Origin of the sequence: Microbacterium sp. CFBP9023 (assembly GCF_034045055.1) — a bacterium.
Lineage (GTDB): Bacteria > Actinomycetota > Actinomycetes > Actinomycetales > Microbacteriaceae > Microbacterium.
In genome coordinates this window covers 1,576,137-1,590,793 of record NZ_JAXCWI010000001.1, presented here as the reverse complement: position 1 = coordinate 1,590,793, position 14,657 = coordinate 1,576,137, and the positions used below count along the sequence as shown (strand labels likewise).

Annotated in this window: 15 protein-coding genes; 12 read left to right on the top strand and 3 right to left on the bottom strand. The window is 64.0% G+C overall.

Annotated features, from left to right (window positions below; all coding sequences use genetic code 11):
- Positions 1-314: 314 nt before the first annotated feature.
- The gene (gene dnaA / locus SOM10_RS07745) at positions 315-1,706 is read right to left on the bottom strand and encodes a chromosomal replication initiator protein DnaA (RefSeq protein WP_053098239.1); all 1,392 of its coding nucleotides are present in this window, start codon (positions 1,704-1,706) and stop codon (positions 315-317) included.
- A 318-nt stretch (positions 1,707-2,024) separates the two neighbouring features.
- Here dnaA and rpmH point away from each other — a divergent pair, with 318 nt between their 5' ends.
- The 12 genes from rpmH to SOM10_RS07685 all read left to right on the top strand — a co-directional run bounded on the left by rpmH (position 2,025) and on the right by SOM10_RS07685 (position 13,117).
- Positions 2,025-2,162, top strand: a complete 138-nt coding sequence (rpmH, locus tag SOM10_RS07740) for a 50S ribosomal protein L34 (RefSeq protein WP_022889115.1) — start codon at positions 2,025-2,027, stop codon at positions 2,160-2,162.
- A gap of 6 nt (positions 2,163-2,168) precedes the next feature.
- Entirely contained in the window at positions 2,169-2,510 is a 342-nt protein-coding gene (rnpA, locus tag SOM10_RS07735; RefSeq protein ID WP_072592158.1) for a ribonuclease P protein component, read from the top strand.
- A complete protein-coding gene (yidD, locus tag SOM10_RS07730) occupies positions 2,507-2,857 on the top strand; it encodes a membrane protein insertion efficiency factor YidD (protein WP_320489292.1) in 351 nt (116 codons plus the stop codon). Before rnpA ends, yidD begins: the two co-directional genes overlap by 4 nt.
- Before the next feature lie 3 nt (positions 2,858-2,860).
- Positions 2,861-3,931, top strand: coding sequence for a membrane protein insertase YidC (gene yidC / locus SOM10_RS07725; protein ID WP_053098236.1), 1,071 nt, complete (start codon positions 2,861-2,863; stop codon positions 3,929-3,931).
- The gene (locus SOM10_RS07720; RefSeq protein ID WP_056275682.1) at positions 3,928-4,422 is read left to right on the top strand and encodes a protein jag; all 495 of its coding nucleotides are present in this window, start codon (positions 3,928-3,930) and stop codon (positions 4,420-4,422) included. The genes yidC and SOM10_RS07720 overlap by 4 nt, the downstream gene beginning before the upstream one ends.
- A 37-nt stretch (positions 4,423-4,459) precedes the next feature.
- Positions 4,460-5,080, top strand: a complete 621-nt coding sequence (gene rsmG, locus SOM10_RS07715; protein ID WP_320489289.1) for a 16S rRNA (guanine(527)-N(7))-methyltransferase RsmG — start codon at positions 4,460-4,462, stop codon at positions 5,078-5,080.
- Between the two features lie 2,768 nt (positions 5,081-7,848).
- The gene (locus SOM10_RS07710) at positions 7,849-8,292 is read left to right on the top strand and encodes an AAA family ATPase (protein WP_230101142.1); all 444 of its coding nucleotides are present in this window, start codon (positions 7,849-7,851) and stop codon (positions 8,290-8,292) included.
- Positions 8,293-8,881: 589 nt separating this feature from the next.
- Complete coding sequence (locus SOM10_RS07705; RefSeq protein WP_269464941.1) at positions 8,882-9,757, top strand: ParA family protein; 876 nt, start codon at positions 8,882-8,884, stop codon at positions 9,755-9,757.
- Positions 9,757-10,725 (top strand): ParB/RepB/Spo0J family partition protein, encoded by a 969-nt coding sequence (locus tag SOM10_RS07700; protein WP_083569415.1) that lies wholly within the window; start codon positions 9,757-9,759, stop codon positions 10,723-10,725. The genes SOM10_RS07705 and SOM10_RS07700 overlap by 1 nt, the downstream gene beginning before the upstream one ends.
- Positions 10,726-10,786: 61 nt before the next feature.
- Positions 10,787-12,235 (top strand): sugar porter family MFS transporter, encoded by a 1,449-nt coding sequence (locus SOM10_RS07695; RefSeq protein ID WP_053098230.1) that lies wholly within the window; start codon positions 10,787-10,789, stop codon positions 12,233-12,235.
- Positions 12,236-12,244: 9 nt separating this feature from the next.
- The gene (locus SOM10_RS07690; RefSeq protein WP_053098229.1) at positions 12,245-12,580 is read left to right on the top strand and encodes a hypothetical protein; all 336 of its coding nucleotides are present in this window, start codon (positions 12,245-12,247) and stop codon (positions 12,578-12,580) included.
- A gap of 18 nt (positions 12,581-12,598) precedes the next feature.
- Complete coding sequence (locus tag SOM10_RS07685; protein WP_320489778.1) at positions 12,599-13,117, top strand: GrpB family protein; 519 nt, start codon at positions 12,599-12,601, stop codon at positions 13,115-13,117.
- A 90-nt stretch (positions 13,118-13,207) separates the two neighbouring features.
- Here SOM10_RS07685 and trxA read toward each other — a convergent pair whose 3' ends face one another.
- Positions 13,208-13,531, bottom strand: coding sequence for a thioredoxin (gene trxA / locus SOM10_RS07680; RefSeq protein ID WP_042541543.1), 324 nt, complete (start codon positions 13,529-13,531; stop codon positions 13,208-13,210).
- A gap of 67 nt (positions 13,532-13,598) precedes the next feature.
- On the bottom strand, positions 13,599-14,573 hold the full coding sequence (gene trxB, locus SOM10_RS07675) for a thioredoxin-disulfide reductase (protein WP_056277582.1): 975 nt from the start codon (positions 14,571-14,573) through the stop codon (positions 13,599-13,601).
- Positions 14,574-14,657: the final 84 nt, after the last annotated feature.

Below are 14,657 nucleotides of genomic sequence, written 5' to 3'. Positions count from 1 at the left end.
TTAACACCTGTGGATACTGTGGATAACTCGGTGGAAAGCAGACGCGAGTAGGGAACTACACGGTTGTCAGTTGTGGAATCCCTGAGGAATCCGCGGGTGGACGGCATCCGTCGGGTCGAACCGTCTCCCACAGTTATCCACAGGTTCGACGGTTTCACACACATTCGTCCCGACCTGCAGGCGAGTCATCCACAAGTTATCCACATGTGCAAACTGGCATCGATCTGCTCCGTCGTATGCCGCTCACACGCACGCAAAGGGGGTCGCAGCCTCCTATCGGAAGCTACGACCCCCTTTTTCGAGGCGGCGTGGACTCAGCGTCGACCGAGCTGCGTGGTGATCTCGGTCACCTGGTTGTAGATCGAACGGCGCTCCTTCATGAGCTCGCTGATCTTCTTGTAGGCGTACATGACGGTGGTGTGATCGCGGTTGCCGAACAGCTGGCCGATCTTCGGCAGGGACAGACTCGTCCGCTCGCGGCACAGGTACATCGCGATCTGGCGCGATGTGGCGATCTGCTGAGACCTGCTGGAGCCGTACAGATCGTCGACCGTCAGCTTGAAGTACTGCGCGGTCGCAGTGATGATGTCGGTCGGCGAGATGATGTTGTCCTCTGCCGTGTCGATGATGTCGCGGAGCACCGTCTGGGCGAGCGAGATGTCGAGGGCCGAACGGTTCAGGCTGGCGAATGCGGAGACGCGGATCAGCGCACCCTCGAGTTCACGGATGTTCGACGACACCACGGTGGCGATGTACTCGAGTACCTCGTCGGGAATATGAAGCGCCTCGCTCTGCGCCTTCTTGCGGAGGATCGCGATGCGCGTCTCGAGGTCGGGCGCCTGCACGTCGGTGATCAGGCCCCATTCGAACCGACTGCGCATGCGATCCTCGAAGCCGGTGAGATGCTTCGGCGCGACGTCGCTGGTGATGACGACCTGCTTGTTGTGGTCGTGCAGCGTGTTGAAGGTGTGGAAGAACGCCTCCTGGGTCTCCGCGCGACCCTGTAGGAACTGGATGTCGTCGATCAGGAGGATGTCCACATCGCGGTAGCGGGCCTGGAAGGCTGCACCTCGGTTGTTCGCGATCGAGTTGATGAAATCGTTCGTGAACTCCTCGCTGGAGACGTACCGGACCTTGACCCCTGCATAGAGGGATTGGGCGTAGTCGCCGATCGCGTGCAGCAGGTGCGTCTTGCCGAGGCCCGAGTCGCCGTAGATGAAGAGCGGGTTGTACGCCTTGGCCGGCGCTTCGGCGACGGCGACGGCAGCGGCATGGGCGAACCGGTTGGACTGCCCGATGACGAAGTTGTCGAAGGTGTACTTCGGGTTCAGGCGGGACTCGTGGCGCAGCTGCGTCGGCTGCTCCATCGGGGATTCGACGCGGATCTGCTCCTGGCGGCCGTAATCGGCGACCGCGATGGGCGCCGTCGGCTGCTCGGCGAGCTCATGATTCACGACCACGCGGTACGACGTCACCTCATCGCCGATGTGGGAGAGGGCCTCCATGATCGGAAGCCGCAGCCTCTTGTTGATCTGCGCCGCGGTGAGATCGTTCGGGACCTCGAGATAGAGGGTGGCGGCCATCACGCCGGCCGGAACCGCGAGGCTGAGGAATCCCTGGAGCTGAGGAGTGACTCGGTCGTCCGCCTCGAGGAGCTCCTGCACCGTGGTCCAGATCGGAACGTCGGGCTGGGCAGGTGATGACATGACGCTCCGTGCTGAGGGGACGACGGGCCGTCTGGATGACGCGGCCCGCCTGTGGATAACTTCGGATGCCACGGTAGTCACCACGGCTGGGAACGGCAACCTGCCTACGGGAATCCGCGCGCGTGTTGCTCATACGTGCATGCCGCGGGGTTGTGGATAATAGCTGTGCGGATCGTGCCTGAGCTGGTGGTCGAAGCGCGCAGATTTGCTCTGCGCGCCGTCAAGACGTACCCTTAATCGGTTGACTTATGCCTGAACGGCAGATCCCTATGTCTCCGGTCAAAATGATCCCGGTGGCAGCATTCCCGGAGTGATTCCATGAGCAAGCGCACCTTCCAGCCCAACAACCGTCGTCGCGCCAAGAAGCACGGCTTCCGTCTTCGTATGCGTACCCGCGCCGGCCGCGCGATCCTTTCGGCTCGTCGCGCGAAGGGCCGCACCGAGCTCTCCGCGTAGATCGCTGTGCTCGCCCGCCCGTATCGTGTGACCCGCGGGAGCGACTATCGACTGGTCGTTCGACGCGGATCCCGTTGTGGCGGAGCCAAGGTCGTCACCTCGATGCTGACGACGGGCGAGAGCAGAGCCGCGAGGTTCGGATTCATCATCAGCAAGCAGGTGGGCACCGCTGTGGTGCGCAACACCGTGCGCCGGCGACTCAAAGCCGTGTGTGCGGACGCGCTGACGCGGGTCCCCGAGGGCACGGATGTCGTCATCCGTGCCCTTCCTGCATCCGCGACCGCGACCTACGCCGAGCTGAGTGCGGACGTGAACCGGTGTCTGGATCGTCTCGGGCAGCGGCCATGACCGCTCTTCCGGCATCCTCGATCGGCTCCGCTCAGCTTCATGCCGGTGACGCGATCCGCAGTATCCCGCTGATCCCCCGGAACCTCGTCCTGGGGTTCCTCGCCGGGTACCGCAAGGTGATCTCCCCGATGTATGGAGATGTCTGCGCCTATTACCCATCTTGTTCCGCTTACGCTGTAGGTGCGGTGCAACAGCACGGCGCAGTGCGGGGAGCGGCGCTCTCGGCGTGGCGCATCGTTCGTTGCAATCCCTGGAGCCACGGCGGCGTCGATGACGTCCGTCCGCACGAACACTTCCGTTATGACCTGACCGGCCACGGTTTCGTCGTCCCTGCCCGAAAGGATTGATCGGTGGGTCTTGACCTTCTGCTCGCCAGCGCAACACCCTCGCCGGAGCCTGCCTCCGGCGGCTTCGATCTGATCGGAACCATCCTCTGGCCCCTCAAGTGGGTCGTCGAGCTCGTGCTCGTCGCCTGGCACTGGCTGTTCACGGCCGTCGGTCTTCCTGCCGCATCCGGTCTGACCTGGGTGCTGTCGATCGTCGGCCTCGTGATCGTGGTCCGTGCTGCGTTGATCCCGCTCTTCGTGAAGCAGATCAAGAGCCAGCGAAAGATGATGGAAATTGCTCCTGAGCTGCGAAAAGTTCAGGAGAAGTACCGGGGAAAGAAGGATCAGCTCTCTCGCGAGGCCATGAGCCGCGAGACCATGGCGCTCTACAAGAAGCACGGCACGACGCCGATGTCGAGCTGTCTTCCGCTTCTTGTGCAGATGCCGATCTTCTTCTCGCTGTTCAGCGTTCTGAGCGACGTCTCGAAGCACCACAACCTGGGTGTCGGAGGCGTCGGTCTGCTGAACGCCGAGCTCACCGAGCAGTTCTACAACGCCGAGCTCTTCGGGGTCGCATCACTGCACGAGACGCTGGGGAACGCGGTCGACGCGGGGAACACCACAGCGATCATCATCCTGGTCACGCTCGTCGTGCTCATGATCGCGTCGCAGTTCTTCACGCAGCTGCAGATCATCTCGAAGAACCTGTCGCCCGAAGCCAAGACCGGCCAGGCGTACCAGATGCAGAAGATCATGCTCTACGTGCTGCCTCTCGGCTTCATCTTCTCGGGCATCTTCTTCCCGCTCGGCGTGGTCGTCTACTGGTTCATCTCGAACCTCTGGACCATGGGACAGCAGTTCCTCGTCATCCGTGAGATGCCGACTCCCGGATCTGAAGCGGCGAAGGCTCGTGAAGAGCGTCTTGCTCGCAAGGGTAAGGCGATCGACTCCTCGGGCAAGGTCGTCCCGATGGCGGCATACGAAGCAGAGCAGCAGCGTCTGCTCGAAGAGGCGGAGCGCGCGAAGGCGCAGGCCCCCAAGCGTCAGCAGCCGGTGGGCAAGAAGCGTTCGAAGAAGAAGGGGAGCGGTTCGTGACGACCGACAACGTGACCGAGACCGTGGAGCCCACGGTCGCAGAGCTCGAGAACGAGGGCGACGTCGCCGCTGACTACCTCGAAGAGCTGCTCGACATCGCCGACATCGATGGGGACCTCAACCTCGACGTGCGGCAGGGCCGCGCATATGTCTCGGTCGAGGCTGAGGGAGACGGACTGGCGCTCCTGTCTGCACCCGACACGGTGCAGGCGCTTCAGGAGCTCACGCGTCTTGCGGTCCAGAGCAAGACGGGTTCGTTCTCGCGATTGATCCTCGATGTGGGCGGATCGCGCGATGCGCGCCGCCGTCAGCTCGAGACGCTCGTGAACGCCGCCGCAGCTAAGCTCGACGATGGAGCGACCCAGGCGTCGCTGCCCGCCATGTCCAGCTATGAGCGCAAGCTGGTGCACGACATCGCGGCTGATCAGGGTCTCGTGTCCGAGTCCTACGGCGAGGGTGCCGACCGCCACACTGTTCTGCGTCGTCGTTGACGTTTCCCATGCGACGTCAGGCCAGCGGGATGCTGTCGTGAGTGACCTGGAGATCGAACCGTCGGTGGCGGTCGATCTTTTCGGCGATCGGATCGAGCTGGCCCGGCAGTTCACGGCGGCTCTCGCTCAGCATGGCGAGGAGCGAGGACTCATCGGTCCTCTCGAGCTCCCGCGTTTGTGGTCCAGGCACGTCTTGAACAGTGTCATCGCCGCGCCGTTGTTCCACGGTTCGGTCGCAGACATCGGTTCGGGTGCGGGGTTGCCCGGTATCGTGCTCGCTATCGCGCGACCCGATGTGCACTGGACGCTCGTCGAGCCGATGGAGCGCCGGGTGATCTGGCTGAACGAGCAGGTCGCCGAGCTGAAGCTCACCAATGTCGAAGTTCTGCGCGCGCGTGCCGAGGAGGTGACTCCTGCGAGCTTCGACGTCGTGACAGCTCGTGCGGTGAGTGCTCTGAAGACGCTGATCCCGCTCACCGCTCCGCTCGTGCGCGATGGAGGCGAACTCACCCTTCTCAAGGGAATGAATGCCGCCAACGAGATCGAAGCAGCGCAGAAGCAGATCAAGAAGTTCCGCCTGTCGGACGTCCGCGTCGAGACTCTCGGCGAGAACGTACTGCCCGAGACGACCCGCGTGGTGAGGGCAGTCGTCCGCTGACGGGTCGATGCCGCGGCTTAGGAAGCTGACCTTCGTCGGGGGATGGACCTACATTCCGCGTTCGAGATGTACCCGCGCGCTAGAGCGCAGGTGGTGGGTGACTTGGCCACGCACGGTGGTCATGGGCCAGGCACTGTTGTGATCAGCCTCTGCAGCATATGAGATCTATTGTCGGGGCTCGTCCGGTTGAGCCAGACCGGGTCACCGCGCGAGGCCGGTAGAGTCCCTCGACGATCGTGCCACGATTCGAGTTTATGGCTGATGAGAAGCGTTTTCTTCCGACCCTGGTCGTGCACCTGCGTGGGAGCTCCGTTGCGACGTGACGAGGCACTCAAGCGCTGCTGGATACGGTCAGCAGTGCCGGATAGCCGCCGGCACTCTGCCCTCGCCGTCAAAGACTGTCCCGGGATCACGGTCGGTGGTAACGGAACGTGGGCGTGGCACGACAGATCAGGCTTCACAGCAGACGTGTCCGGTGTCGGAATCCGGAATGGGTCTGTCCCCGTGTGCTCGTAAGCGAGGGGGTTCGCCCCTCTGGGAACGACCGGGGGTCCTGACGATGTTTCACGTGAAACATGGATGGTCGACGACTTGCCGTGCAGGTGCAATAAGTCGACGTGCGCCGAGTTGAGGTGGCGGGGGTCCGTCGACAGATTGCGGTGATTCGGGCCTGGAGGGCGTTGCGCTGAAGTGTGCCACTCAGCCTTGCTTCGGGGCACTGCGGACGGATGGTGCGCGCTGCGATGCTCGTCGCCGTGCTGGTGAGCGGTGCTGCGAGCCACCCTTCTTCGTAGCGCTGTGGTCCTGATCTCTGCTTTTCGACCCACGTCACTTCACAGCAGCGGACTTCACCTCGCTGAACTGCCCTAGACCGCACTACACCGTGCGGTCTGCAGTGATTTCTCCTGTTCTGATCTGCGTTCTCGTGATCTGACCTGCGCTACTCGGCCGTGTGCCGTGTGCCGTGTGCCGTGTGCCGTGTGCTGTCTGTTGGGCGTTCTGACTACTGAGTGGGGTCCGCGCGTGGTGGAACCCACGTGCGGCACTCAGAGCTTGCGGACAGGGGAGCCGGTCCACCCGGGAGTCGTATGTTTCACGTGAAACAGTCGTTTCGTCGCTGCCACGGAACGGGTCACGGTTTCCCTGGCGTGGCTACGGATGGCACCCCGGTACACCATCCGCCGGGGGAGCGTTGTGAGCTGAAGACAAAATCATGGCGCCGAGGAGCGGGACCGTCTGCTCCAGGCGTGGTGGGGCGGCCGAACATAACTGGAACTTTCACTCGGGGCATCGCGGCGGAACCGGTCAGGCAGCAGCCCTGCCCTGCTACCGCTGAAAACATCCGGACGACATGGTGACCTGGCACCACCCTGCTCAGTCTTGCCGGGGTTCTTCGCAGCATGTCTTGAGTGAGCGACAAGCCTTCCTGGCACGAATGGACATCTCTCCTCGGGCCGACCGCGTCGCGCTATGCGGCCGGCACAAGTGTTTCACGTGAAACATCGGGCGGCGGGTCGTGACGGCCTCGGGTGATCGCGACCGCGCGAAAGCAGGAACAGGGGGAGGGTCTCGGGGGCCAGCCGCGACGTGGGCGATTGAGGGCGCTCGTGGTGCGTCGTTGCTGGGTGCCCGTGCACCGTCGGGTGGACGGTCTCAAAGACTAGTGATCGCGTCACGATCCCAGTGAGTAGTTTGCGAAGCCGCGCTCGCGAGACAGTCGCTAGCTCATTGATGTGACAAGTCATCGGGCGTCTCGAAGGTGCGGGGATTCTTGGCCCGAGAAGCGGCGGTCCCCGGTCTGAACGATAGAAATCGTGATCTGGCGCGAGGCTCGGTATCGCACAGAGAGCCCGAGCAGCACCGCTCTGGAGGGCTACCCGCAATGGGACGCACCCGGTCGTTGCTGATGCCCCTGCTGCGGATGCCAGCGAGGTGCACCCCGACGTCGGGTGCGGCGGTCTCGCACAGGAATCCCGGATAAATCCCAGTTCAGCGGCGGATCCGTGCACCACCCGAGCTCGGCAACCGTGGCCAGCCGGTGGGCGTGGCTCGTGCTGACTTGTCGTCAGTATGACGCAAGGGAAGAGCAGACGGGATGCAGTAGACGAACGTTTCACGTGAAACACCGTGGGTGGTGTTTCGCGCCTGCGGTTCCTTCGTGGGTCGACGCCAGGCTCTAGTTCCTCATCGGGCCCAATGTGTGCCAGCTCACTCTAGAGCGATGCTTGCAGCGAAGAGCCGAGGCCGTCGACGCGCCTTGGCCCAATCCTTGATTGCTGTGCAGCACGCGCACGACGTAATTCTGTCGGGTCCGTCTGAGCAGATGTTTCACGTGAAACACCGCTGAACTCGCGATGAGATGGGTGGGGCTCCACCCGAAAGGTCGGTCCCACGTGACCACGGCGCTACCCTTCGTCATTCGACGTGGCTGGGCTGTCTGAAGCCGTGCGTGGCGTGCGCGATGCGTCTGTGACGACTAGGTGATTCGCGCGTGGGTGACCTCGGGGGTGAGGTTCACTGGTGAGACGACCCTGAGGCAATGAGCGCAGGCAATCACGCAGCGAAGTGAAGCCCCTCGCCGCTCACGGTGATGCACCGGCTGGAGCCAGCGTAGAACCCGAAGCAAGAGCGGGGGCCTGCTACCGCTCGGCTAGCCGGAGCAGCTCTGGACGCGGAGGCAATCGAGCCGGCCTGCACGCGGTCCGGGTAGAACGCTCCTGTCACTCACGTCGGCGATGTTCCACGTGAAACATCGATATGGTGAATGCATGGTGCGCATGCTCATCACTGGGATGTCCGGCGTCGGCAAGTCCAGCGCGCTGCAGGTACTGGGGGAGCGGGGATACTCCGTCGTCGACACCGATTATGGACCATGGACAACCGAGTCGGGACTGTGGGACGAGGTCTTGATGGGTGCGCTACTCGGGGAGAGCACCGAAGTCATCGTGTCTGGCACGGTGTCGAATCAGGGTGCCTTCTACGACCGCTTCGACCACGTGGTCCTCCTGTCAGCGCCGATTTCGGTGATGCTCGATCGTGTTCGTCGGCGATCTTCGAATCCCTACGGCTCGACGACGGTGCAGCAAGACGAGATTCGCACGAACCTCGAAACCGTGGAGCCGCTACTGCGGGCGACGTGCACGTCCGAGATCGACGCAACTCAACCGCTGACCGCCGTCGTCGACCGGATCGAGCAGCTCCTACGATCTTGATCGAGGCCGATATGCGTCAGATGTTTCACGTGAAACTATGCGGCTGTCGACCGTCACCACGGACCTCGGCGCACCGGGGGAGGATCCGGTTCCACGCGATAGTGGTGTGAAGGACGCTGACGAGTTCTGTGCGACCGGTCGGTCTCCCCGAAACGAGGGGCCTCAGCGACGGACGCTCGTCGAGTCCCGTAAGCCGCTCGTGGACAGCCTCTTTCACAGAGGGCACGACATCCGTGTGGGCCGAGCACAGAGACACCCTGCTCTTCTCACATCAGTGCAGCGACCGACGCGAACTGGTCGCCGGCGCGACAGTTGCTGCACTGCGTCAACGCCGTCCCTCCATGCGTGTACGCCTATCTCCGGTGCGTCAGGACGTCCAACGGCACAATGAACACCCAGGCCAGAAGGCGAAAGTGCCACTCTCTCCGCAACGGCACTCGCGGCCCGGGTACCACCGGCCTGCACAGACTCAGGAAGGATTCGAGAAGGCAACGTCTGCCACAGCGATTAGAGTGGAACACGGCCCCGAAAGGAGTGGATGTTTCACGTGAAACAGCCCGAAAAGGCATCACCGAAGGACTCTTTCGGGATGGATACGCCCCTCGCGCGGGAACTCGCCGACCTCTCCGCACGACGCAGAGCACTCGAGACCGTGTCCATCGATTTCGCCGGCGACACCCGCATCCTGACGGTCTCCAACCAGAAGGGCGGCGTAGGTAAGACCACGAGCGCCGTCAATGTCGCCTCTGCACTCGCGGGTCTCGGAGCACGGGTCCTTGTGATCGATCTCGACCCCCAGGGCAACGCCTCGACCGCGCTCGGAGTGCCGCACAACGCCGAGACTCCGAGCGTCTATGACGTCCTGATCGAAGACACCCCGCTCGCCGACATCGTGCAGCAGAGTCCCGAGGACGAGAACCTCTTCTGTGCACCGAGCACCATCCATCTCGCCGGCGCAGAGATCGAACTCGTCGCGCAGGTCGCACGGGAGCATCGACTGCGACGTGCGCTCGAGGAGTATCTCGTCGACAACCGTATGGACTTCGTCATCATCGACTGCCCTCCGTCGCTCGGGCTGCTCACGATCAACGCCTTCACCGCGGCGAACGAGGTCTTCATCCCCATCCAGTGCGAGTACTACGCGCTCGAGGGTCTGAGTCAACTGCTCGGCAGCATCCAGATGATCCAGAAGCACCTGAATCCCGGACTGCACCTCTCCACGATCCTGCTGACGATGTTCGACGGACGCACGCGACTCGCGCAGCAGGTGGCGGACGAGGTCCGCACGCACTTCCCCGAACAGGTGCTCGACACCGTCATCCCGCGTTCCGTGCGGGTGTCGGAGGCACCGAGTTTCGGTCAGACCGTGATCGCCTACGATGGGCAATCCGCCGGCGCCGTCGCGTATCGCGAGGCCGCTGTCGAGATCGCGTCGCGGACGGCGACGCAGAGCAAGGAGAAATGATGGCGAAGCGCACTGGACTGGGTCGGGGCATCGGAGCCCTCATCCCGACGGCTGATCAGTCCGAGCGTCCCGTGGATGTGTTCTTCCCCGGAGCCAATCTGCGTCCGGCGACGGAGCAGACCAGTGACCAGCCCGCAGCAGAAGCCGACCTCGAGGTCGTTCCCGGCATCCACCTCGTCGAGGTCGATCCGCAGAAGATCGTGCCGAACCCGCGTCAGCCGCGCACGCACTTCAACCCCGAAGACCTCGCAGAGCTCGTGCACAGCGTGCGTGAGTTCGGCGTTCTGCAGCCGGTGGTCGTTCGCAAGAACAGCGACGGCGAGTACGAGCTGATCATGGGGGAGCGGCGCACCCGCGCCGCGCGGGAGGCGGGCCTCGAGAAGATCCCGGCGATCGTCCGCGAGACTGCTGACGAAGATCTCCTGCGCGATGCTCTGCTCGAGAACCTGCACCGCTCCGAGCTGAATCCGCTCGAAGAGGCCTCGGCATACCAGCAGCTGCTCGAGGACTTCGGGATCACCCAGGAAGAGCTCGCCACGCGGATCGGTCGGTCGCGCCCTCAGATCAGCAATACGATCCGTCTGCTCAAGCTCCCCGTTCCCGTGCAGCAGCGTGTGGCGGCGGGGGTGCTGACGGCTGGACACGCTCGCGCGATCCTCAGCCTGGAGTCACCCGAGGCCATGCAGCGTCTCGCCGACAAGGTCGTGAACGAGGACCTGTCGGTGCGCGCGACCGAGGTCGCTGCGAAGACGGAGCCGGCAGCACCCGGCCGGACGGCGAAGCCGACTCCGGGCGCTCGACGGGCATACCTCGACGAGGTGGCCGGCAACCTCGGCGATCGGCTCAACACTCGCGTCAAGGTGTCGCTGGGCGCCCGAAAAGGCCAGGTCATCATTGATTTCGCATCGATTCAGGATCTGAACCGCATCCTCGGTGAATTGGGCGAATCGGGGTACGGCCCGGCGTGATTCCACCGCTCGACCCCTGAGCGGTCGTAGACTCTCGACATCTCGTCGATGAGGGGGAGTCATGTCCGGAGCAGCGAGTCCAGTGAAGTTCCAACGCCGCGTCATCGCGGTGAGTATCGCCGCAGCACTCGGTGGCTTCCTCTTCGGATTCGATACCGCCGTGATCAACGGCGCCGTCGATGCTCTCGCGGGGAACGTCTCGGGCTTCGACCTCGGGGTCGGGCTCAAGGGCTTCGCGGTGTCGTCGGCCCTGATCGGGTGTGCCGTCGGTGCGTGGTTCGCAGGACCGATTGCGAACAAACGCGGGCGAATCCCCGTGATGGTCTTCGCGGCGGCGATGTTCTTCGTCTCCGCCATCGGCTCGGGACTCGCGTTCAGTGTCGTCGACCTCATCATCTGGCGAGTGGTGGGTGGTCTCGGTGTCGGTGCGGCATCCGTCATCGCTCCCGCATACATCGCCGAGGTCTCGCCTGCCCGGGTGCGAGGTCGACTGGGCTCTCTGCAGCAGCTCGCCATCGTCACCGGAATCTTCGCCGCTCTGCTCTCCGACGCGTGGCTGGCGGGCCTCGCGGGTGCCGCAGACCAGCCTCTGTGGGGACTCACCGCCTGGAGATGGATGTTCATCATCGAGGCGGTGCCCGCACTCGTCTACGGGATCATGTCGTTCCGTCTGCCCGAATCGCCGCGATATCTCGTGCGCAAGGGCGATCTGAAAGGCGCGTCCCAGGTGCTCGAGACGGTCACGGGGGCCGTTGACGTCGACGCGAAGATCCAGGAGATCACCAGCACCATCGACACCGAGCGCAAGGAGTCGCTGAGCGACCTGCGGGGCAGTCGTCTGGGGCTCAAGCCGATCGTGTGGGTCGGCATCCTGCTGTCCGTGTTCCAGCAGTTCGTCGGCATCAACGTCATCTTCTACTACTCGACGACACTGTGGCAGTCCGTCGGCTTCGATGAGTCGAGCGCCCTGCTGACCTCCGTCATCACGTCGGTGACGAACATCGTGGTGACCATCATCGCGATCCTGCTGGTCGACAAGGTCGGCCGACGCATCATGCTTCTCGTCGGCTCTGTGGGTATGACGGTGACGCTGGGCCTCATGGCGCTCGCCTTCTCGTTCGGTGAGCTGAACGCCGAGGGCACAGCGACCCTGCCTGACCCGTGGGCGACCGTCGCCCTCATCTGCGCGAACGGCTTCGTGGTCTTCTTCGGTGCCACCTGGGGTCCGCTCGTCTGGGTCCTTCTGGGAGAGATCTTCCCGAACTCGATCCGCGCCGGCGCACTCGCGGTCGCGGCAGCAGCCCAGTGGGCAGCGAACTTCTTCATCTCGACCACCTTCCCTGTGTTCGCCGAGATCGGCCTCACCTTCGCCTACGGCTTCTACGCGTTCTTCGCGCTGCTGTCGTTCTTCTTCGTGTACTTCAAGGTGCCCGAGACCAAGGGTCGCGAGCTCGAGGAGATGACGGACGAGCTGAAGGTGGAGCGCCGGGGCACCCGCAGGGCGACGTAGGCTGGAAGCATGACCGAGTCAGTTCCGCGCCGCGCCAGCCTCGAAGTGCTGAGAGCAGAAGCGTCGGACGAACTCGCCGTGCTGATCCAGGAGAGGCTCCTCGGCGGGGAAGATCCGTGGGAGTTCATGGAGGAGCTGCCGAGCGTCGATGAGCTCGTCGTCTACCTGCTGCGAGCCGACAACATCACCGCGAACGACGGTGTGCGACCGAACGCGGCTCGGCACTACCGGGTGCTGCGTCAGATCGCGCTGGAGTACCCCGAGCTCACGCCGGCGGTCTGGGGCCTTCTCGACGAGAAGCAGCGGCACCGACGCTGGGACCCGTCCGTGGCCGACGCCTCCTAGGCTCCCACCGTGCCGCGGATGCTCGTCTCCTACGACCCGGAGTGGCCGAAGCAGTTCGAGGCGTTCGCCGCTGAGATTCAGACGGTCGCGGACGCGGATTGGCTGATCGAGCACATCGGATCGACGGCGATCCCCGGCATGCGCGCGAAGCCGATCATCGACCTGGCCGTCCGCATCGTCGATCGCAGCGACTTCGACGCGCGCAGGCCCGCTCTGGAAGCCGCAGGATGGCGCCTGGGCAGCGCTGTGCGCACGCACCCGGTCATGATCCGCGAATCTGACGGCGTACGGATCGCGATCGCGCACTTCTTCGTCGAGGAGGAGTGGGATGCGGTGCACCAGCGCATCCTGCGGGACTGGCTTCTGGAGCATCCGGAGGATGCCGATCGCTACGCGCATGCGAAGTGCGACGCCGTCGCCGCTCAGGCGAGGGGGAGGACGACCTACAACACCGCGAAGTCGCCCATCATCCAGGAGCTCGTCGACCGCGCTCGCGCGTCTCGAGGACTTCCTCCGGTGCGGATCTCCGACAAGTAGTCGGCTCTCGTCTCAGGAATGGGGACGGAAGCGGCTGGGTACGAGAAAGGGCCGCCACCCGGAGGGGTGACGGCCCTGAAGACTGCAGGATCAGCCGATGAAAGCCGCGAGGTCCTGCTCGAGGGCCGGCTTCGGCTTGGCGCCGATGATGGTCGTCTTGACCTCACCGCCCTGGAACACCTTCATCGCGGGGATCGAGGTGATCTGGTACTTCATCGCCAGCTGCGGGTTCTCGTCCACGTTCAGCTTGAGGATGGTGATCTTGTCGGGGTTGTCCGCCTGGATCTGGTCCAGAACGGGGGCGACCATACGACACGGTCCGCACCACTCGGCCCAGAAGTCCACGAGGACGGGACCTTCGGCCTGCAGAACGTCCTGCTCCCAGGTCGCCTGGCTCGTAGCCTTTGCACTCATCAGAGTTCTCCTTGATTCGAGGTTCGCCTGCTACAACAGCGGGCGAGGTGAAAGTGTTCCCGTCCGCTCAGGCGGTGATGATCTCAGCGGCTTCGGCGGCCGGGAACTCGACCGAGGCGTCTTCGAGGTCCGCCAGGAAGTGCTCGGCGTCGAGAGCGGCGACCGTGCCCGAGCCAGCGGCCGTGATGGCCTGACGGTAGGTGGGGTCGATCACGTCGCCGGCGGCGAACACACCGGGGACCGAGGTGACGGACGAACGGCCGTCGACCCAGATGGTGCCCTCGGCGGTCAGCTCGAGCTTGTCGTGCACGAGGTGCGTGCGCGGGTCGTTGCCGATCGCGATGAACAGGCCGTCGAGCGCGAGGTCGCTCAGCGTGCCGTCGACCGTGTTGCGCAGCTGCACGCCCGTGACGGAGTCGCCACCGAGGATCTCGGCGACCTCGCTGTTCCAGACGAACTCGATCTTCTCGTTCGCGAAGGCCCGCTCCTGCATGATCTTCGAGGCGCGCAGGGTGTCCTTGCGGTGGATGACGTAGACCTTCTCGGCGAAGCGGGTGAGGAACGTGGCCTCTTCCATCGCCGAGTCGCCGCCGCCGACGACGGCGATCGTCTTCTCGCGGAAGAAGAAGCCGTCGCAGGTGGCGCACCACGAGACGCCGTAGCCCGACAGGCGCTCTTCGCCCTCGATGCCGAGCTTGCGATAGGCGGAGCCGGTCGCGTAGATCAGCGACTGGGCCTCGTGCACCGTCCCGCTGCCGAGGGTGACCTTCTTGACGGGGCCGGCGAGGTCGAGCTCGGTGACGTCGTCGTAGACGACCTCGGTGCCGAACTTCTCAGCCTGCTCCTGGAACTTCGCCATGAGCTCGGGGCCCTGGATCCCCTCGGGGAAGCCGGGGTAGTTCTCGACCTCGGTGGTGTTCATCAGCTCTCCGCCGACCTCGACCGTGCTCGCGATGAGCAGCGGCTTGAGGTTCGCGCGCGCCGCATAGATGGCGGCGGTGAATCCGGCGGGACCGGAACCGATGATGATGACCTGACGCATGTGCTCTCCGTCGTAGATGCTGAGACGCCGAAAGACGTTCGACTGCTTCAACCAATGGTAACCGCGCGACATTCCCGCGCGAGG

Coding starts and splice junctions, on each gene's coding strand:
- trxB (WP_056277582.1), bottom strand. CDS start 14,573: ATGCGTCAGGTCATCATCATCGGTTCCGGTCCCGCCGGATTCACCGCC.
- trxA (WP_042541543.1), bottom strand. CDS start 13,531: ATGAGTGCAAAGGCTACGAGCCAGGCGACCTGGGAGCAGGACGTTCTG.
- rpmH (WP_022889115.1), top strand. CDS start 2,025: ATGAGCAAGCGCACCTTCCAGCCCAACAACCGTCGTCGCGCCAAGAAG.
- SOM10_RS07700 (WP_083569415.1), top strand. CDS start 9,757: ATGGCGAAGCGCACTGGACTGGGTCGGGGCATCGGAGCCCTCATCCCG.
- SOM10_RS07710 (WP_230101142.1), top strand. CDS start 7,849: ATGGTGCGCATGCTCATCACTGGGATGTCCGGCGTCGGCAAGTCCAGC.
- SOM10_RS07685 (WP_320489778.1), top strand. CDS start 12,599: ATGCTCGTCTCCTACGACCCGGAGTGGCCGAAGCAGTTCGAGGCGTTC.
- dnaA (WP_053098239.1), bottom strand. CDS start 1,706: ATGTCATCACCTGCCCAGCCCGACGTTCCGATCTGGACCACGGTGCAG.
- SOM10_RS07695 (WP_053098230.1), top strand. CDS start 10,787: ATGTCCGGAGCAGCGAGTCCAGTGAAGTTCCAACGCCGCGTCATCGCG.
- SOM10_RS07690 (WP_053098229.1), top strand. CDS start 12,245: ATGACCGAGTCAGTTCCGCGCCGCGCCAGCCTCGAAGTGCTGAGAGCA.
- SOM10_RS07705 (WP_269464941.1), top strand. CDS start 8,882: ATGGATACGCCCCTCGCGCGGGAACTCGCCGACCTCTCCGCACGACGC.
- yidD (WP_320489292.1), top strand. CDS start 2,507: ATGACCGCTCTTCCGGCATCCTCGATCGGCTCCGCTCAGCTTCATGCC.